We start from the raw sequence: 17160 nt of genomic DNA on the forward strand, positions 1-17160 counted from the left end.
GGTGTGTCGTTGGCGACACCTGAAGGCTCAACAACCGGACACGTGAGTCGCGTGCCGCGTCAGGTGCGTACAGTTTTGCAACGATGACATGGTTCGAGGCGCTGTTCGTCCTGGTGGCGGGTGTGGGCGCGGGCACGATCAACGCGGTGGTGGGCTCGGGCACGTTGCTGACCTTCCCCGCGCTGCTCGCTGTCGGGATTCCGCCGGTGCTGGCCAACGTGAGCAACAGCGTCGGCCTCTCACCCGGCACGGCGGCCGGCGCGATCGGCTACCGGCGCGAGCTCGAGGGGCAGCGCGGCCGGATGATCCGGCTGGTCCCGGCGTCGCTGGTCGGTGGTGTGGTCGGTGCCGTCCTGCTGCTGACGCTGCCGGACTCGGCGTTCCACGCCGTCGTCCCGGTGCTGATCCTGCTCGGCTGCGTGCTGGTCGCGTTCCAGCCGTGGCTGTCGAAGTGGATCAGCGTGCCGACGCACACCCACCGCGGCGCGTGGTGGGTGATCCCGGCGGTCTTCCTCACCGGCGTGTACGGCGGCTACTTCGGCGCCGCCCAGGGCGTGCTGCTGATGGCGATCCTCGGCCTCGGCCTGGACGCGAACCTGCAGCGGATGAACGCGCTGAAGAACGTGCTGGCCACCTTCGTGAACACCGTCGCGGCGATCCTGTTCGTGATCGTCGCGGACGTCGACTGGCTGGCCGCGGCGCTGATCGCGGTCGGTTCGACGATCGGCGGTTTCGTCGGCGCCCGCTACGGCCGCAGGCTGCCGCCGATCGCGCTGCGCTGCCTGATCGTGGTGATCGGCGTCGTCGCGATCGTCACGATGCTGTTCTGAGCCCGTTGATCAGCAGGTCGAGGCCGTAGTCGAACTGCTCGTCGCCGCCGGTCGTCCGGGCCAGCTCCGGCGCGAGCTCGACCACGGTCGGGAACTCGGTCGCCGACAGCGACTCCATCGTCGTCCGCAGCCGCCGCAGTCCTTCGGGATCGCGCTGCTCGGTCGCCATCTGGATCTCCCACGAAGTGGCCCCGAGCACGTAGGTGAACAGCGTCGTGTGCGTCCGCGCGGCGATCTCCTTGTCGAACCCGGCCGAGTGCAGCACGCTCAGCAGCCCCTCGGCGACCCGCGCGGTCTCGTGCCCGATCAGCGGCCGGCTCGCGAGTAGTTGCGCGAGGCAAGGATGTTGGAGCATCAGCCGGCGCAGCCCGCGGCAGACGGCGCGGACCTGGTCCGGCCAGGACGCACCGGCCGGTACGGCGGGCAGCAGGCCCATCAGGTGATCGCGGACGGCGTCGTACAGCTCGTCCTTGTTGCGGAAGTAGGTGTAGATCGCCATCGGACCGACACCCAGCTCACCGGCCAGCGCGCGCAGGCTGAACGTGTCGAGGCCGCGGCCCTCCATCAACTCGAGTGCCTTGCTGATGATCAGCTCGGGGTTGAGCGTATTCCGCGGTGTCCGTGTCGGCCTTGTCACTGCAGGATTGCCCTTCATATCGCTAACGTACACTGTATTGTACGGTGTAAGGACATCAATTCGGAAGGGAAGTGTCTGGCGTGCGTGCAGTGCAGATCACCGAGTTCGGCGGTCCGGAGGTCCTGAAGGTCGCCGAGGTCGATCCGCCGGCCGCCGGCGACGGTCAGGTGCTGATCACCGTCGACCGGGCCGGCATCAACTACGCCGACACCCACCAGGTCGAGAACAGCTACCTCACCAAGGCCAAGCTCCCGCTGGTCCCCGGCGGCGAGGTCGTCGGCCGTACGACGGACGGCCGCCGCGTGGTCGCGCTCGTCGGCACCGGCGGGTACGCCGAGCAGGCGGTCGCCGCGAGCCAGTCCGTGTTCGACGTACCGGACGGTGTGAGCGACGGTGACGCGCTCGCGCTCGTGGTCCAGGGCACCAGCGCCTGGCACCTCCTGAAGACTTCGACCAACCTGCAGCCGGGCGAGTCCGTGCTGATCCACGCCGGCGCCGGGGGAGTGGGGTCGCTCGCGATCCAGCTCGCCAAGCTCTGGGGTGCTGGGCGCGTGATCGCGACGGCCTCCTCGGACGACAAGCGCAAGCAGACGCTGGAGCTCGGCGCGGACGTCGCGATCGACGGCGCCCCCGAGGGCCTGAAGGACCGCATCCTCGAGGCGAACGGTGGCAAGCCGGTCGACGTCGTGCTGGAGATGGTCGGCGGCCAGACCTTCGACGAGTCGTTCGAGGCGCTGGCGCCGTTCGGCCGGCTGGTGACGTTCGGCGCCGCGTCGGGTGAGGCCGCGAAGGCGCTGGCTCCCGGCCGGCTGATGAAGGGCTCCCGGACCGTGGCCGGCTTCTGGCTGGTCGACTGCTTCCGGCGGCCCGGGATGCTCGCCGACTCGCTGCGCGACCTGTTCGAACTGGTGGCCGCCGGCAAGCTCCGCCCGATCGTCGGCGGTGAGTACGGGTTGTCCGAGGCCGACAAGGCCCACGAGGACATGCGCGCCCGTCGTACCGTCGGCAAGTTGTTGCTCGACCCCACCCGCTGAACCCCCACGAGGAGAACACCCGCATGACCATCGCAGTCGAGAAAGTCCTGTACACCGCTCGCGCCACCGCCCAGGGCGGTCGTGACGGGCACACCGCCAGCGACGACGGCAAGCTGGACGTCACCGTCGCGCCGCCGAAGGAGATGGGTGGCAACGGCGAGGGCACCAACCCCGAGCAGCTGTTCGCGGCCGGGTTCGCCTCCTGCTTCCACAGCGCGCTGAAGCTCGTCGCGCGCAAGGCCCGCGTCGACAGCGACGGCTCGACCGTCACCGCCGAGGTCGGCATCGGCCCGATCAACGGTGGCGCCGGCTACGGCCTCGAGGTCGCGCTGGTCGTCAGCCTGCCCGGCGTCGAGCGTTCGGTCGCCGAGGAGCTGGTCGCGAAGGCGCACGAGGTGTGCCCGTACTCGAACGCCACCCGCGGCAACATCAAGGTCGACCTCAAGGTCGCCTGAGCCGTTCCGAAAGCCTCCGGGTGATCAGAATTCTGATCACCCGGAGGCTTTTCTGGTCAGTGCATGCGGTCGAGTGCTTCGAGCAGCAACCGCGGCGTCTCGCCGATGGGCGCCGCGGCGATGCTCAACGCGTCCATGATCGCGGCGTACTCGTCGAGGTCCTCGACCTTGTCGAGGTAGAGGGCGCTGGCCGCGTGCTCGATGTACACCACGTCGGGCAGGTCGCCCTCGGGGAAGCGCAGAATACTGAACGCTCCGCCGGCACTGGGGTAACCGACGCTGCTGAACGGCATCACCTGAAGGGTGAGGTTCGGTAGCTTGGTCATCTTGAGCAGGTGCTCGATCTGCTCGCACATCGCCTCGCGGCCGCCGACCGGGCGGTGCAGCACGGCCTCGTCGATCACCACCCAGAGCTTGACCGGGTTGGCGCGGGTGAGGATCTGCTGGCGGGTGACGCGGAGGGCGACCCGCTGGTCGATCTCCTCCTGCGGCAGGTAGGCCTTGCCGAACTGGACCACCGCGCGTGCGTAGTTCTCGGTCTGCAGCAGGCCCGGGACGAACAGCACCTCGTAGGTGCGGATCAGCTTGGCGGCGACCTCGAGGCCGACGTAGTTGGAGAACCAGGCCGGCATCACGTCGCCGTACCGGGACCACCAGCCGGGGTTGTTCGCCGCCCGGGCCAGCTCCATCAGGCGTTCTTTCTCGCGCTCGTCGGTCAGCCCGTACAGCCTCAGCAGGTCGGCGACGTCGCGTTCCTTGAACCCGACCCGGCCGAGCTCCATCCGGCTGACCTTGGACTCCGACGAACGGATCTGCCAGCCCGCGTCCGCCCGGCTGATTCCCGCCGACTCCCGCATCCGGCGCAGGTGCCCGCCCAGCATGATCCGCAGGGCGGTCGGCCCGCCGTCGTCCCCGCCCGTCACGGTCACGACCTCATCACGCCTTCCCCAGCCTCCCTGCAGTCCCCAGTCGAGGGCAGGCAGCAGCTGCCTCTCACCCAAGACGCTCCCGATGCTATCGCCCCGACGCCGATCCCGCGCGTCTTTCCGCCGGTCAGCCGCCGGTTGACCCGGAAGCTTCCCCGAGCAGCTGTGGTCGCGGCCGGCGGCGATGCGGCCGACAAGCTGGTTGCCAGCTGAGGCCGCTCCGGCCGGAAAAGAGCGGAGTAGTGCTCAGCCCGGGGCCGTGGAGCCCCGCGGTGTTGCTGAGCGCCACTCCGCTGTTCTCCGGCCGGAGCGGCCTCAGCCGAAGACGACCTGCTCGGCCGCATGGTCGCCGACAGCAACCTCCGCGGGTCTCAGGTCGAGGAGGACGCCAGGGCCAGCACGGTGGCGGTGGGGAGTTTGGCGAGGTCGGCGCCGTCGACGAGGAGTTTGGAGGCTCGGATGCCGCTGCCGATGACGACCAGGCCGGCGTGGGCGACGGACTCGTCGACGAGGACGGGCCAGTCGGTGGGGATACCGATCGGGGTGATGCCGCCGTACTCCATGCCGGTGGAGCTGACCGCGTCGTCCTGGGCGGCGAACGAGATCTTGCGGACGCCGAGGTGCTTGCGGACGACGCCGTTGACGTCGGCGCGGTCGGTGGCCAGCACCATCACCGCGGCGTACGTCGACTCGCCGGCTCGCTTGCCGTGCACGATCACGCAGTTCGCCGACGCGGCCATCGGTACGTCGTACTCGGCGCAGAACGCCGCGGTGTCGGCCAGCGACGGGTCGATCGCGGCCGCCCACGCCGGCAGGTCACCCAGCGCGGCCCGCACGGGCGCGGCCAGCAGTTCCGGTACGTCGGCCGCCGGCTGCCACTCGAGCTTGCCGAGCTGCGGGACCGCCACTACGACGCCACCCCTTCCAGCAGGTCGGAGTACTCGGGGTGCTTCTCGAAGTACTGGATGTAGTACGGGCACGCCGGCCGCACCTTGATCCCCGCCGCGCGGGCGTCGTCCAGCGACTGCCGCGCGACCTTCCCGGCCACCCCGCGGCCCTGGAACTCCGGCATCGTCTCGGTGTGCAGGAAGGTGATGTGGTCGCTGGTCCGCCGATAGGTGGCGATCCCCATCAGCGCGCCGGAGGCGTCGCGGGCCTCGTACCGGTGGTGCTCGGGGGCATCTGCGACGGTCACGTCGTCGTTGTCCATGCCGCCACTGTAGTCAGCCCGGCCGCCCGCGCGGGAGCGGTGCTCGCACTCCGGAACCATCGGTGACGGATGAACCGCGGACGCGTGGGTACCCGGTCCAACGGACAACTTCAAACCGGCCAAGAGGAGAGGGCGGGGCATGAGTGAACACGCGTTGGAGGAGGGCAAGGCGATACCGAGCCTGGTGCCTGCCCGGATGGACCGGTTGCCGTGGACCCGCTTCCACTGGATGATCGTCGTCGGCCTCGGGGTCTCCTGGATCCTGGACGGCCTGGAGATCCAGCTGGTCTCGCTGGTCGGCAACGTGCTGAAGGAGTCGCAGACCCTCGGGCTGACCACCGCCCAGGTCGGTCTGCTCGCCTCGATCTACCTGGCCGGCGAGGTCGTCGGCGCGCTGGTCTTCGGCCGGCTGACCGACCGCTGGGGCCGCCGGAGCCTGTTCATCATCACGCTGATGGTCTACCTGGTCGCCTCCGGCGCGGCCGGCCTGACCTGGGACTTCTGGTCGATCGCGCTGTGCCGGTTCGTGGCCGGCATGGGCATCGGCGGCGAGTACGCCGCGATCAACTCCGCGATCGACGAGCTGATCCCGTCGAAGTACCGCGGCCGCGTCGACATCGGCGTCAACGGCACCTACTGGGGTGGCGCGCTGATCGGTTCGGCGGTCGGCCTGGTCTTCCTCAACGACGACATCGTGCCGATCGAGTGGGGGTGGCGGCTGTGCTTCCTGATCGGGCCGGTGATGGGCCTGATGATCATCTACCTGCGCCGGCACATCCCGGAGAGCCCGCGCTGGCTGATGACGCACGGCCGGGTCGAGGAGGCCGAGCGGACCGTCGACGAGATCGAGGAGACGGTACGGCGCCAGGGCGGCGAGCTGCGCGAGGTCCGCGACGACGAGGCGATCAACCTGGTCGACTACCCGCCCGTGACTTACCGCGAGATCGCCCGGGTGATGCTGCGCGACTACCGCAGCCGGTCGTTCCTCGGCTTCTCGATGATGGTCACCCAGGCCTTCCTCTACAACGCGATCTTCTTCACCTACGCCCTGGTGCTGAAGGCGTACTTCGGGCTGAACGACTCCAGCATCGCGCTGTACTTCTTCCCGTTCGCGATCGGCAACCTGGCCGGCCCGCTGCTGCTCGGCCACCTGTTCGACACGGTCGGCCGGCGCAAGATGATCCTGGCGACGTACTCGATCTCGGCGGTCGTCCTGTTCGTCACCGCGTTGCTGTTCAACGCCGGATCGCTGAACGCGGCGTCGCTGACCGGGCTGTGGTGCGTGGTGTTCTTCTTCGCCTCGGCCGGTGCGTCGTCGGCGTACCTGACGGTCAGCGAGATCTTCCCGATCGAGCTGCGCGGCCAGGCGATCTCGTTCTTCTTCGCGATCTCGCAGCTGACCGGTGGTGTGGTGGCGCCGTTCCTGTTCGCCTCGCTGATCGGTGAGGGGGACAACCCGGCGCGCGGCCCGTTGACGGTCGGCTACATCATCGGGGCCGCGGTGATGCTGATCGGCGGTCTGATCGCCTGGTTCTTCGGCGTCGACGCCGAGGGTCAGTCGCTGGAGAACGTCGCCAAGCCGCTGTCGGCCGCCGAGCGGACCTCGGGAACCCGCTTCCAGGGCACGGCTCCGCGGCTGCCCAGCACCGATGCCCAGGGCCGCCGGATCACCCCGGTGCTGCCGCCGGACGAACAGGGCAAGCACCAGCCCGACGACGTGAGGAACGACCGCACCTAGGATCGCGGGTGTGAACTCGCTGCTGATCGCCGGTACGACCTCCGACGCGGGCAAGACGACCGTGGTGACGGGGTTGTGCCGGTGGTTGGCGCGCCAGGGCGTGCGCGTCGCGCCGTACAAGGCGCAGAACATGTCGAACAACTCGATGGTCTGCGCGGACGGCGCCGAGATCGGCCGCGCGCAGTGGATCCAGGCCGTTGCCGCCGGCGCCGAACCGGAGGCGGCGATGAACCCGGTGCTGCTCAAGCCCGGCAGCGACCGCCGCAGCCACGTCGTGCTGATGGGGGAGCCGTGGGGCGAGCTCACCGCGCGCGGCTTCCTGACCGAGCGCGCGGAGTTGGCGAAGGCGGCCTTCGCGGCGTACGACGATCTGGCGAGCCGGTACGACGTGGTGATCAGCGAGGGCGCCGGCAGCCCGACCGAGATCAACCTGCGCCAGTCCGACTACGTCAACATGGGGCTGGCCCAGCACACGAAGGCGCCGGTCGTCGTGGTCGGCGACATCGACCGTGGTGGGCTGTTCGCCTCGATGTTCGGCACGGTCGCGCTGCTGTCGGCCGAGGACCAGCGGCTGATCAGCGGGTTCGTGGTCAACAAGTTCCGCGGCGACGTGTCGTTGCTGCAGCCGGGCATCGACATGCTGACCAGCGTCACGGACCGGCCGACGTACGGCGTCCTGCCGTGGCTGCCCGAGCTCTGGCTCGACTCCGAGGACGCGCTCGACATCCCCGCGCGCCGGACCGACCACGATCCCGACGTCCTGTCGATCGCGGTCGTGCGGTTCCCGCGGATCAGCAACTTCACCGATCTGGACGCGCTCGCGGTCGAGCCGACGACGAGCGTGTTCTTCACCGCGAGCCCGGCCGAGGTCCGCGACGCCGATCTCGTCGTCCTCCCGGGATCGCGCGCGACGACCTCCGATCTCGCCTGGCTGCGGGAGACCGGCCTCGCCGATGCGGTCCAGGCTCGGGTCGCCGCCGGTCGTCCGGTGCTCGGCATCTGCGGCGGCTACGAGCTGCTCGGCGGCGCGATCGACGACCCGTACGGCGTGGAGGGCGGCGGCCGGCACACCGGGCTCGAGTTGTTGCCGGTGGCCACTGAGTTCGCCCGGGCCAAGGTGCTCGCGCGGCCGGCGCCCACGGCGTACGAGATCCATCACGGGGTCGTCGAGGTGACCGGTGACGCCGACGAGTTCCCGGGCGGCTGCCGCAGCGGCGTTGTCTGGGGCACGATCTGGCACGGGCTGCTGGACGATGACGCGGCGCGGCACGCGTTCCTCGCCGAGATCGCTTCGCTCGCGGGCAAGCGGGCGCCCGACGGCTCGGTCTCGTTCGCCGGGCTGCGCGAGGACCGGTTGAACCGCTTGGCCGACGCGATCGACGAGCACCTCGACACCGAGGCGCTGCTCACGCTGATCGAGAAGGGTGCCCCGAGCGGCCTGCGCTTCGTTCCTCCCGGCGCACCCTGAATTGTCGGTGCCCTCGGTTAGCGTCCGGGGATGGACCTCAAGCCCGTGCTGCACGAGTACCTGCGAAACACCCGGGCGTTGATGCTCGCCAAGCTGGACGGGCTCAGCGAGTACGACCGGCGCCGCCCGCTCGTGCCCTCCGGCACCAACCTGCTCGGCCTGGTCAAGCACCTGATCGGGATCGAGTACGTCTACCTCGGCACGAGCGTCGGTCGGCCGCCGGAGCGGCCGCTGCCATGGGAAGAGGACGGCTCGGTCTGGGACGGCGCGGACCTGTGGGCGCTGCCGTCGGAATCCAGCGAGTACCTGACCGATCTGTATCGCCGCGCCTGCGAGCACAGCGACGCGTCGCTGGCCGCGCTCGACCTGGACACCCCGGCCGAGGTGCCGCACTGGCCCGAGGGTCGTCGCAGTACGACGTTCGGCGCGCTGCTGGTTCGGGTGGTCGACGAGACCGCCCACCACGCGGGCCATGCCGACATCGTGCGCGAACTGATCGACGGCAAGGGCGGTCAAGACGCCGGCATGCTGGACGAGGCGGGCTGGTCGGCGTACTACGCCAAGGTCCAGCAGGCCGCGGAGGCGTTCCGCTGACTGTGACTTGACGACTGTGACAGTTGGACTGTCACAATGGGCCGCATGGGTCCACTGCGCGGGGTCAAGGTCGTCGAGCTGGCGGGCATCGGGCCGGCGCCGTTCGGGTGCATGCTGCTGGCCGAGCTGGGTGCGGACGTCCTGCGGGTGGAACGGCCGGGCGGCGGGCTGGCGATGGGGCCGCCGGAGTACGAGCTGGTCAATCGAGGGCGGCGGAGTGTTGCGCTGGATCTGAAGAAGCCTGAAGCAGTTGCGGCCGTGCTGGAGCTCATCAAGCAGGCCGACGTACTGGTGGAGGGCTTCAGGCCCGGCGTGGCCGAGCGCCTGGGGCTGGGGCCGGAGGACTGCTGGGCGGTCAACGAGCGGCTGGTCTACGGCCGGATGACCGGCTGGGGGCAGGAGGGTCCGTTGGCGCAGTCGGCGGGACACGACATCGACTACCTCGGGCTGTCCGGCGCGCTGCACGCGATCGGACGCGCGGGTGGGCCGCCGCAGGTGCCGGCGAATCTGCTGGGCGACTTCGCCGGGGGATCGCTCTACCTGGTGATCGGCGTACTGGCCGCGCTGACGGAAGCGAGGACCAGCGGCCAGGGCCAGGTGGTCGACGCGGCGATCGTCGACGGCTCGGCGCACCTGACCACGATGCTGCTCGGCGCGCTGGCGAGCGGCGTGTGGACGCAGGAGCGCGGCACCAACTTGCTCGACACCGGCGCGCCGTTCTACGACGTGTACGAGACCTCCGACGGCAAGCACCTGAGCGTCGGTGCGATCGAGCCCAAGTTCTACGACGAGCTGATCAAGCTCCTCGGCATCACCCCGCCCGACCGGTACGACGTGACCACCTGGCCCGAGCTGCGCGAGCAACTGGCCAAGGCGTTCGCGCAGAAGACGCAGGCCGAGTGGACCGAGATCTTCGACGGCACCGACGCGTGCGTCGCGCCGGTCCTCCCGCTGGCCGGCGAGCACCCGCATCTCGCGGCGCGCGGCGTCTTCGTCGAGCACCACGGCGTCCGCCAGGCCGCACCGGCGCCGAGGTTCTCCCGGACGCCGACCAGCCTCGGCGAGCCGCCGACCCGCCCCGGGCAGCACACGCGCGAGGCCCTCACCGAGTGGGGTGTCGAAGGCGTCGAGGAACTGCTGCGCTCAGGCGCCGCCGTACAGAACTGACCGAGGAGACCGCCCATGGAACGTCACCTGTTCGACGCCGACCACGACGCCTTCCGCGAGACCGCGCGCGCCTTCTGCGACAAGGAGATCGTGCCGCACCACGACAGCTGGGAGGAGGCCGGCATCGTCCCGCGTGAGCTGTGGACGGCGGCGGGCAGCGCGGGCCTGCTCGGGTTCATGATCCCCGAGCAGTACGGCGGGGGAGGCGTGCGCGACTTCCGCTTCAACGCGGTCCTGATCGAGGAGCTGACCCGGGCCCGGGCGAGCGGGGTCGGGTTCAGCATCCACACCGACATCAACTCGGCGTACCTGCTGGACTACGCGACCGACGAGCAGAAGGCGCGCTGGCTGCCGGACTTCTGCAGCGGCGAGACGATCACCGCGATCGCGATGACCGAGCCGGGCGCGGGCAGCGACCTGCAGGGCATCCGGACGACGGCCGTCCGCGACGGCGACGAGTACGTGATCAACGGGCAGAAGACGTTCATCTCCAACGGCATCCTGGCCGACCTGGTGATCGTGGTCGCCAAGACCGACCCCGACGCCGGCTACCAGGGCATCTCGCTGCTCGTGGTCGAGCGCGGCACGCCCGGCTTCGAGCGCGGCCGGAACCTCGACAAGATCGGCCTCAAGGCGCAGGACACGGCCGAGCTGTTCTTCGACAACGTCCGCGTCCCGGCCACCAACCTGCTCGGCCAGGAGGGCCAGGGCTTCGTCCACCTGATGGAGAAGCTGCCGCAGGAACGCCTCACCATCGCCGTCGTCGCCGCGGCCGCCTGCGAGAACATCCTCGAGTCGACGCTGGCGTACGTGAAGGAGCGGACCGCGTTCGGCCGCCCGATCGGTTCGTTCCAGAACAGCCGCTTCGTGCTGGCCGAGCTGGCCACCGAGACCCAGATCGCCCGGGTCTTCGTCGACCGCTGCATCGAGGAGCTGAACGCCGGCGCGCTGACCGTCAGCGAGGCGGCGATGGCCAAGTGGTGGACCACCGAGCTGCAGAAGAAGGTGGTCGACCGTTGCCTGCAGCTGTACGGCGGCTACGGCTTCATGACCGAGTACCCGATCGCCAAGGCCTACCTCGACACCCGCGTCCAGACCATCTACGGCGGCACCACCGAGATCATGAAGGAGATCATCGGCCGCACCCTGGGAATCTGACGACCAGGGAGTTGCCGGGGGGTCTTTCCGCGTCCGGCCGTGTCAGACTGCTCCAGAGACGGTCTGATCCAGGGAGGTCGCGCTGATGGGAATCGTGTCGCCGGGGTTCGCCGGGCGGCGGCGGAGCGGAACGGAGCTGCCCCCGGGGCAGTACCTGACGCGGGACTTCCCGGTGCTGTCGGCCGGGCCGACGCCGCACATCCAGCCGGAGCACTGGGAGTTCAGCATCGCCACCGAGTCCGGTGAGGTGCACAAGTGGGACTGGCAGGCGTTCCTGAAGCTGCCGGCCGAGGAGATCACGCGGGACATCCACTGCGTGACGCGCTGGTCGAAGCTGGAGTCGGAGTGGAAGGGCGTCTCGCTGGACACCCTGTTCGCCGACGTCGAGACCAGCGCCGACTTCGTGATGGCGCACAGCTACGGCGGTTACACCACGAACCTGCCGCTGGACGACCTGCTCGACGGCCAGGCCTGGATCGCCTACGAGTTCGAGGGCGAACCGCTCGGGGCCGAGCACGGCGGTCCGGCGCGGTTGCTGGTGCCGCACCTCTACTTCTGGAAGAGCGCCAAGTGGGTCCGCGGCCTGGTGCTGTCCGACACCGAGGACCTCGGGTTCTGGGAGACCGCGGGCTATCACGAGTACGGAGACCCATGGAAAGAACAGCGGTACGCCGGCGACTGACCTGGCAGGTCGGCACGGTCACCGAGGTGCGCGAGGAGACCGCGACCGCCCGGACGATCGTGCTGGACCTGCCGGACTGGCCCGGGCACCTGGCCGGGCAGCACCTGGACGTCCGGCTCACCGCGCCGGACGGTTACCGCGCCTCGCGGTCGTACTCGATCGCCTCGGCGTGGACCGGTTCGACGGTCGAGCTGACCGTCGAGCAGGTTCCCGACGGTGAGGTCTCGCCGTACCTGGTGGAGGTCCTCGAGGTCGGCGACCCGCTGGAGGTTCGCGGGCCGGTCGGCGGCTGGTTCGTGTGGCGGCCGGAGACGGCCGGCTCGATCCAGCTGATCGGTGGCGGCTCCGGCGTCGTACCGCTGATGGCGATGCTGCGTGAGCACGCGCACGCGTCCAGCACGGCGCCCGCCCGGCTGCTCTACTCCGTACGGCGGCCGACGTCGGTGATCTACCCGGCGGACCTGAAGAAGCTGGCCATGTCCGACGACGTGGACCTGACCTTCGTCTACACCCGGGAGGCGCCGCCCGGCGAACCCCGGGTCGGCCGGATCGACGCCGAGCTGCTGGCGGCGAAGGCGTTCGCCCCGGCCGACGACCTGACCACCTACGTCTGCGGCCCGACGCCGTTCGTCGAGACGGTGGCCGACCTGCTGGTCGCCGCCGGTCACGACCCGGCCCGGGTCCGTACCGAACGTTTCGGACCGACTGGAGGACCGCAATGACCGCGGATGTCCCGACCTACCTGGACGGCAACGCGGCGGCGGGCGCGCTCAGCGAGGTGTTCGCCGCCGACCTCACCGCCGCGATCGGCCGGTGTGCCGGCTGCGGCCGCACCGGCGTCTTCGCCGAGGCGCACCTGTACACCGACGCGCCCGGCCTGGTCGCGCGGTGCCCGGGGTGCGACGACGTGCTGCTGCGCGTCGTCACAACGCCGACCGACACCTACCTGGACCTGCGCGGCCTCACGTACTTGCGGGTCTCCAACAGCTAGCGGCGCCGGCGGCGTACGGTGTCGCGCTGGGTCTCGCCGACCGCGCGCTCGTACGCGAGCACCAGCCCCTGGATGGTGACCGGCTTGAAGCGCTCGACCAGCTGCTGGATGTGCTCCGGCGGACCGCCGGAGTCGCGGTAGTGCGGCCAGACCTTCGTCCGGAACACCTCGGTCAGCTCCTCGGCGATCGCCCGGCCGTGGTCGGTGAAGATCCGCCCAGCGGCGAGCACGGCCTCCACCGGCAGGTCGAGGTCGAGCAGCTCGACGCCGAGGCTGAGGTGCGCGGTCGCGACCTGGAACACGTCCTCGTCCGGCGTCGGCTCGACCACGCCGAGCGCGACCAGCATCTCGATGTCGTCGTCGGTCAGCTCCCGGCCGGTACGCCGTACCAGCGCCGGCCGGTCGAGCGTCTCGGGCAGGTCGCGCATCCACGGCGTCAGCAGCGTCCGGTGCAGGGCAATGTCCTGCGGCGACGCGTCGTCGGGGATCCGCTCCAGGTACCCCTCGATCGCGGACAGGGTGAAGCCGTGCGCCTGCAGCTCGCGGACCAGGTCGAGCCGGGCGATGTGCTCGGGACCGTAGTAGCCGACGCGGCCGCGGCGGACCGGGGGAGGGATCAGCCCGCGCCCGGCGTAGAACCGCAACGTCCGGACCGTCATCCCGACCCGGGCCGACAGTTCGTCGACGGTCAGCGTCGCCCCGTCGGGGCCGGCCTCCGAGCTCGCTTCCGCCATGGCGCAGATCATAATGGTCCCCGCTTGACGACTGTGACACCATCGCTGTCACAATCAGAACCGTCCACTCCAGACGACGGGACCACCGATGACCGAAGCATTCCTGTACGACGCGATCAGGACTCCCCGCGGCAAGGGCAAGCCGACCGGCGCGCTGCACGAGGTGAAGCCGATCCAGCTGATCACCGGCCTGCTCACCGAGCTGCGCGCCCGGCACCCCGACCTGGACCCGGCTGCGATCGACGACGTCGTCCTGGGCGTGGTCACGCCGATCGGCGATCAGGGCATGGACATCGCCCGGACCGCCGTCCTGGCCGCCGGCTACCCGGAGACCACCGGCGGCGTGCAGCTCAACCGCTTCTGCGCGTCCGGCCTGGAGGCGGTCAACCAGGCGGCGCAGCGGGTCCGGTCCGGCTGGGAGGACTTCATCCTGGCCGGTGGCGTCGAGTCGATGTCGCGCGTCCCGATGGCTTCCGACGGCGGTGCCTGGGCGATGGACCCGGAGACCGCGCTGGAGACCAACTTCATCCCGCAGGGCATCAGCGCCGACCTGATCGCGACCATCGACGGCTTCTCCCGGACCGACGTCGACGCGTACGCCGCCGAGTCGCACGCCCGCGCCGCCAAGGCCTGGGCGAACGGCTACTTCACCCGCTCGGTCGTCCCGGTCGACGACCGCAACGGCCTGCGGATCCTCGACCACGACCAGCTGGTCCGCCCCGGTACGACGGTGGAGACGCTCGCCGGGCTGCCGCCGTCGTTCGCGGCGATCGGTGAGCACGGCGGCTTCGACGCGGTCGCGCTGGAGAAGTACGTCAAGGTCGAGCGGATCGAGCACGTGCACCACGCGGGCAACTCGTCCGGCATCGTCGACGGTGCCGCACTGGTGGCCATCGGCAACGAGAAGGCCGGCGAGGCGCTCGGCCAGGCACCGCGCGGACGGGTGGTCGCGGCCGCGGTCAGCGGGGCCGACCCGACGATCATGCTGACCGGCCCGGCACCGGCCGCGCGCAAGGCGCTGGCCAAGGCCGGTCTCGACGTGAGCGACATCGACCTGTTCGAGATGAACGAGGCGTTCGCCGCCGCGGTCCTGCACTTCATGGCCGATCTCGGCGTACCGCACGAGAAGGTGAACGTGAACGGCGGTGCGATCGCGCTCGGGCACCCGCTCGGCGCGACCGGCGCGATCCTGGTCGGAACCCTGCTGGACGAGCTGGAGCGGCGCGAGCTCCGCTACGGTCTGGCCACCCTGTGCGTCGGCGGCGGGATGGGCGTCGCGACCATCATCGAGAGGCTGGCGGCATGATCTCCTGGCACAGCGACAACGGGATCGTCACGCTGACGATGGACGACCCGGACGCGTCGGCGAACACGATGAACGACGCCTACCTGACCGCGATGGGCGCGACCGTCGAGCGGTTGCAGGCGGAGAAGGACTCGCTGAAGGGTGTCGTGATCACGAGCGCGAAGAAGACGTTCTTCGCCGGTGGCAACCTGCAGCTGATCTCGCAGGCCCAGCCCGAGGACGCGGCACGGGTGTTCGAGACGGTCGAGGAGGTCAAGCGCCAGCTCCGCGCCCTGGAGACGCTCGGACTTCCGGTCGTCGCCGCGATCAACGGGTCGGCACTCGGCGGCGGTCTGGAGATCGCGCTCGCCTGCCACCACCGAATCGTTGCCGACGACAACCGGATCGAGCTCGGCGTCCCGGAGGTGACCCTCGGCCTGCTGCCCGGTGGCGGCGGCGTGACCCGCACGGTCCGGATGCTGGGACTGCAGGAGGCGCTGATGAAGGTCCTGCTGCAGGGCCAGCGGATGAAGCCCGCGCACGCGCAGTCGGTCGGCATCGTCGACGAGGTCGTCCCGCGCGACGAGCTGCTCTCGCGGGCAAAGGCCTGGATCGAGAGCTACGACGGTGACGCCAAGCAGCCCTGGGACCGCGACGGCTACAAGATCCCCGGCGGGACGCCGTCCTCGCCGAAGCTGGCCGCGTTCCTGCCGGCCTTCCCGGCGAACCTGCGCAAGCAGCTCAAGGGCGCGCCGTACCCGGCGCCGCGGGCGATCATGAGCGCGGCCGTCGAGGGCGCCCAGGTCGACTTCGCCACCGCGTCCCGGATCGAGTCGCGGTACTTCGTCTCGCTGGCGACCGGGCAGATCGCGAAGAACATGATCAACGCGTTCTTCTTCGAGCTGCAGGCGATCAACGCGGGCGCCTCGCGGCCGGACGGCGTACCGGCGTACGGCGCGCGCAAGGTCGGCGTCCTCGGCGCCGGGATGATGGGGGCCGGGATCGCCTACTCCTGCGCGAAGGTGGGCCTCGAGGTCGTGCTCAAGGACGTCTCGCTGGAGGCGGCCGAGAAGGGCAAGCAGTACTCCGAGAAGCTGCTCGCGAAGCAGCTGAAGAAGGGCCGGACCACGGCGGAGAAGGCGGAGGCGTTCCTCGGCCTGATCACGCCGACCGCCGACCCGAACGACCTGGCCGGGTGCGACCTGGTGATCGAGGCGGTGTTCGAGAGCGAGGAGCTGAAGCAGAAGGTCTTCGCCGAGATCGCCGGCGTGGTGGAGCCGGACGCGCTGCTGTGCTCGAACACCTCGACCTTGCCGATCACCTCGCTGGCCGACGGGATCGACCGGCCGGACGACTTCATCGGCATGCACTTCTTCTCCCCGGTCGACCGGATGCCGCTGGTCGAGCTGATCGTGGGGGAGAAGACGTCGGACCGCGCGCTGGCCAAGGCGTACGACGTGGTCCGGCAGATCAAGAAGACCCCGATCGTGGTCAATGACAGCCGCGGCTTCTTCACCTCGCGCGTCTTCGGCACGCTGGTGATGGAAGGCGCGGCAATGGTTGCCGAAGGCGTCGACCCGGTGACGATCGAGCGGGCGGCGACCCAGATGGGCTTCCCGGCGCCGCCGCTGGCGATGCTGGACGAGGTCACGCTGACGCTGCCGCAGAAGATCCGCGACGCGGCCCGGGCGGCCGGAGACAGTGCGGGAGCGTTCGACGAGCACCCGGGGATGGCGGTCGCCGACCGGCTGGTCACCGAGTTCGACCGCAAGGGCAAGGCAGCCGGAGCGGGCTTCTACGAGTATCCGGCGGACGGGCCGAAGCACCTGTGGCCCGGGCTGTGGGAGCACTTCGGCGGCGGAACCACCGACGTACCGCTGATCGATCTGCAGGAACGTCTCACCTTCGCCATGTCGCTCGAGACCGTCAAGTGCCTCGACGAGGGCGTGCTGCGCTCCGTGGCCGACGCGAACATCGGCTCGATCTTCGGCATCGGCTTCCCACCCCTGTACGGCGGTGCGTTGCAGTACATCAACCAGTACGCCGGCGGCCTGCCCGGCTTCGTCGCGCGGGCGCGTGAGCTGGCGGCGGCGTACGGACCGCGCTTCGAGCCGTCGTCGCTCCTGGTCACCCTGGCTACAGAGCGGAAACGTTTCAGCTGAGCGGTTCCGCGGTCTTGCGTGAGCGGCGCTTTTCGTTCATTGTCGGAACACTTCTCCAACGATTCACCTGAGCGCACGCCCCCGGTGGA

The 17160-nt window shown here is 70.0% G+C and carries 18 protein-coding genes; 13 read left to right on the forward strand and 5 right to left on the reverse strand.

The window, feature by feature from the left end; all coding sequences use genetic code 11:
* Positions 1–83 precede the first annotated feature (83 nt).
* Positions 84–830 carry a sulfite exporter TauE/SafE family protein gene (locus ABD235_RS06280; RefSeq protein WP_344170790.1) on the forward strand — a complete coding sequence of 249 codons (747 nt, stop codon included), beginning with the start codon at positions 84–86 and terminating at the stop codon, positions 828–830.
* Here ABD235_RS06280 and ABD235_RS06285 read toward each other — a convergent pair.
* Complete coding sequence (locus ABD235_RS06285) at positions 814–1485, reverse strand: TetR/AcrR family transcriptional regulator (protein ID WP_344170792.1); 672 nt, start codon at positions 1483–1485, stop codon at positions 814–816. The two genes, ABD235_RS06280 and ABD235_RS06285, sit on opposite strands and share 17 nt — an antisense overlap.
* A 62-nt stretch (positions 1486–1547) precedes the next feature.
* Between ABD235_RS06285 and ABD235_RS06290 the strand changes: the two genes are divergently transcribed.
* Positions 1548–2501 (forward strand): quinone oxidoreductase family protein, encoded by a 954-nt coding sequence (locus ABD235_RS06290; RefSeq protein WP_344170794.1) that lies wholly within the window; start codon positions 1548–1550, stop codon positions 2499–2501.
* Positions 2502–2524: 23 nt separating this feature from the next.
* Positions 2525–2956, forward strand: coding sequence for an organic hydroperoxide resistance protein (locus tag ABD235_RS06295; protein WP_344170796.1), 432 nt, complete (start codon positions 2525–2527; stop codon positions 2954–2956).
* Between the two features lie 56 nt (positions 2957–3012).
* On the opposite strand, the gene ABD235_RS06300 is transcribed toward ABD235_RS06295, so the two are convergent.
* From ABD235_RS06300 to ABD235_RS06310, 3 genes are all read right to left on the reverse strand, one after another.
* A complete protein-coding gene (locus ABD235_RS06300) occupies positions 3013–3837 on the reverse strand; it encodes a helix-turn-helix domain-containing protein (protein ID WP_344173672.1) in 825 nt (274 codons plus the stop codon).
* 416 nt (positions 3838–4253) lie between these two features.
* Complete coding sequence (locus tag ABD235_RS06305; RefSeq protein WP_344170798.1) at positions 4254–4790, reverse strand: YbaK/EbsC family protein; 537 nt, start codon at positions 4788–4790, stop codon at positions 4254–4256.
* Positions 4790–5092: a GNAT family N-acetyltransferase gene (locus ABD235_RS06310; protein WP_344170801.1), complete on the reverse strand. Its 303-nt coding sequence runs from the start codon at positions 5090–5092 to the stop codon at positions 4790–4792. Before ABD235_RS06310 ends, ABD235_RS06305 begins: the two co-directional genes overlap by 1 nt.
* 139 nt (positions 5093–5231) lie before the next feature.
* Between ABD235_RS06310 and ABD235_RS06315 the strand changes: the two genes are divergently transcribed.
* The 8 genes from ABD235_RS06315 (at position 5232) to ABD235_RS06350 (ending at position 12890) form a co-directional block, all read left to right on the forward strand.
* Positions 5232–6830: an MFS transporter gene (locus ABD235_RS06315; RefSeq protein WP_344170804.1), complete on the forward strand. Its 1599-nt coding sequence runs from the start codon at positions 5232–5234 to the stop codon at positions 6828–6830.
* 10 nt (positions 6831–6840) lie between these two features.
* Positions 6841–8298: a cobyric acid synthase gene (locus tag ABD235_RS06320; protein ID WP_344170807.1), complete on the forward strand. Its 1458-nt coding sequence runs from the start codon at positions 6841–6843 to the stop codon at positions 8296–8298.
* A gap of 30 nt (positions 8299–8328) precedes the next feature.
* Positions 8329–8892 (forward strand): DinB family protein, encoded by a 564-nt coding sequence (locus ABD235_RS06325; protein WP_344170809.1) that lies wholly within the window; start codon positions 8329–8331, stop codon positions 8890–8892.
* A gap of 45 nt (positions 8893–8937) precedes the next feature.
* Positions 8938–10059, forward strand: a complete 1122-nt coding sequence (locus tag ABD235_RS06330; RefSeq protein ID WP_344170812.1) for a CaiB/BaiF CoA transferase family protein — start codon at positions 8938–8940, stop codon at positions 10057–10059.
* 15 nt (positions 10060–10074) lie between these two features.
* Positions 10075–11217 carry an acyl-CoA dehydrogenase family protein gene (locus ABD235_RS06335; protein ID WP_344170815.1) on the forward strand — a complete coding sequence of 381 codons (1143 nt, stop codon included), beginning with the start codon at positions 10075–10077 and terminating at the stop codon, positions 11215–11217.
* A gap of 85 nt (positions 11218–11302) precedes the next feature.
* Positions 11303–11899: a sulfite oxidase-like oxidoreductase gene (locus ABD235_RS06340; RefSeq protein ID WP_344170817.1), complete on the forward strand. Its 597-nt coding sequence runs from the start codon at positions 11303–11305 to the stop codon at positions 11897–11899.
* Positions 11869–12621, forward strand: a complete 753-nt coding sequence (locus ABD235_RS06345; RefSeq protein ID WP_344170820.1) for a ferredoxin reductase — start codon at positions 11869–11871, stop codon at positions 12619–12621. Before ABD235_RS06340 ends, ABD235_RS06345 begins: the two co-directional genes overlap by 31 nt.
* Complete coding sequence (locus ABD235_RS06350; RefSeq protein WP_344170823.1) at positions 12618–12890, forward strand: DUF6510 family protein; 273 nt, start codon at positions 12618–12620, stop codon at positions 12888–12890. Before ABD235_RS06345 ends, ABD235_RS06350 begins: the two co-directional genes overlap by 4 nt.
* Here the strand turns inward: ABD235_RS06350 and ABD235_RS06355 are convergent.
* Positions 12887–13624, reverse strand: coding sequence for a MerR family transcriptional regulator (locus ABD235_RS06355; RefSeq protein WP_344170826.1), 738 nt, complete (start codon positions 13622–13624; stop codon positions 12887–12889). The genes ABD235_RS06350 and ABD235_RS06355 overlap by 4 nt on opposite strands.
* Before the next feature lie 88 nt (positions 13625–13712).
* Between ABD235_RS06355 and ABD235_RS06360 the strand changes: the two genes are divergently transcribed.
* Positions 13713–14930, forward strand: a complete 1218-nt coding sequence (locus tag ABD235_RS06360) for an acetyl-CoA C-acetyltransferase (protein ID WP_344170829.1) — start codon at positions 13713–13715, stop codon at positions 14928–14930.
* Positions 14927–17071 (forward strand): 3-hydroxyacyl-CoA dehydrogenase NAD-binding domain-containing protein, encoded by a 2145-nt coding sequence (locus ABD235_RS06365; protein ID WP_344170832.1) that lies wholly within the window; start codon positions 14927–14929, stop codon positions 17069–17071. Before ABD235_RS06360 ends, ABD235_RS06365 begins: the two co-directional genes overlap by 4 nt.
* Positions 17072–17160: the final 89 nt, after the last annotated feature.

Source organism: Kribbella lupini (assembly GCF_039529595.1).
GTDB lineage: Bacteria > Actinomycetota > Actinomycetes > Propionibacteriales > Kribbellaceae > Kribbella > Kribbella lupini.

Coding starts and splice junctions, on each gene's coding strand:
- ABD235_RS06345 (WP_344170820.1), top strand. CDS start 11,869: ATGGAAAGAACAGCGGTACGCCGGCGACTGACCTGGCAGGTCGGCACG.
- ABD235_RS06340 (WP_344170817.1), top strand. CDS start 11,303: ATGGGAATCGTGTCGCCGGGGTTCGCCGGGCGGCGGCGGAGCGGAACG.
- ABD235_RS06300 (WP_344173672.1), bottom strand. CDS start 3,837: ATGCTGGGCGGGCACCTGCGCCGGATGCGGGAGTCGGCGGGAATCAGC.
- ABD235_RS06295 (WP_344170796.1), top strand. CDS start 2,525: ATGACCATCGCAGTCGAGAAAGTCCTGTACACCGCTCGCGCCACCGCC.
- ABD235_RS06285 (WP_344170792.1), bottom strand. CDS start 1,485: ATGAAGGGCAATCCTGCAGTGACAAGGCCGACACGGACACCGCGGAAT.
- ABD235_RS06315 (WP_344170804.1), top strand. CDS start 5,232: ATGAGTGAACACGCGTTGGAGGAGGGCAAGGCGATACCGAGCCTGGTG.
- ABD235_RS06335 (WP_344170815.1), top strand. CDS start 10,075: ATGGAACGTCACCTGTTCGACGCCGACCACGACGCCTTCCGCGAGACC.
- ABD235_RS06360 (WP_344170829.1), top strand. CDS start 13,713: ATGACCGAAGCATTCCTGTACGACGCGATCAGGACTCCCCGCGGCAAG.
- ABD235_RS06325 (WP_344170809.1), top strand. CDS start 8,329: ATGGACCTCAAGCCCGTGCTGCACGAGTACCTGCGAAACACCCGGGCG.
- ABD235_RS06355 (WP_344170826.1), bottom strand. CDS start 13,624: ATGGCGGAAGCGAGCTCGGAGGCCGGCCCCGACGGGGCGACGCTGACC.
- ABD235_RS06330 (WP_344170812.1), top strand. CDS start 8,938: ATGGGTCCACTGCGCGGGGTCAAGGTCGTCGAGCTGGCGGGCATCGGG.
- ABD235_RS06280 (WP_344170790.1), top strand. CDS start 84: ATGACATGGTTCGAGGCGCTGTTCGTCCTGGTGGCGGGTGTGGGCGCG.
- ABD235_RS06350 (WP_344170823.1), top strand. CDS start 12,618: ATGACCGCGGATGTCCCGACCTACCTGGACGGCAACGCGGCGGCGGGC.
- ABD235_RS06310 (WP_344170801.1), bottom strand. CDS start 5,092: ATGGACAACGACGACGTGACCGTCGCAGATGCCCCCGAGCACCACCGG.
- ABD235_RS06365 (WP_344170832.1), top strand. CDS start 14,927: ATGATCTCCTGGCACAGCGACAACGGGATCGTCACGCTGACGATGGAC.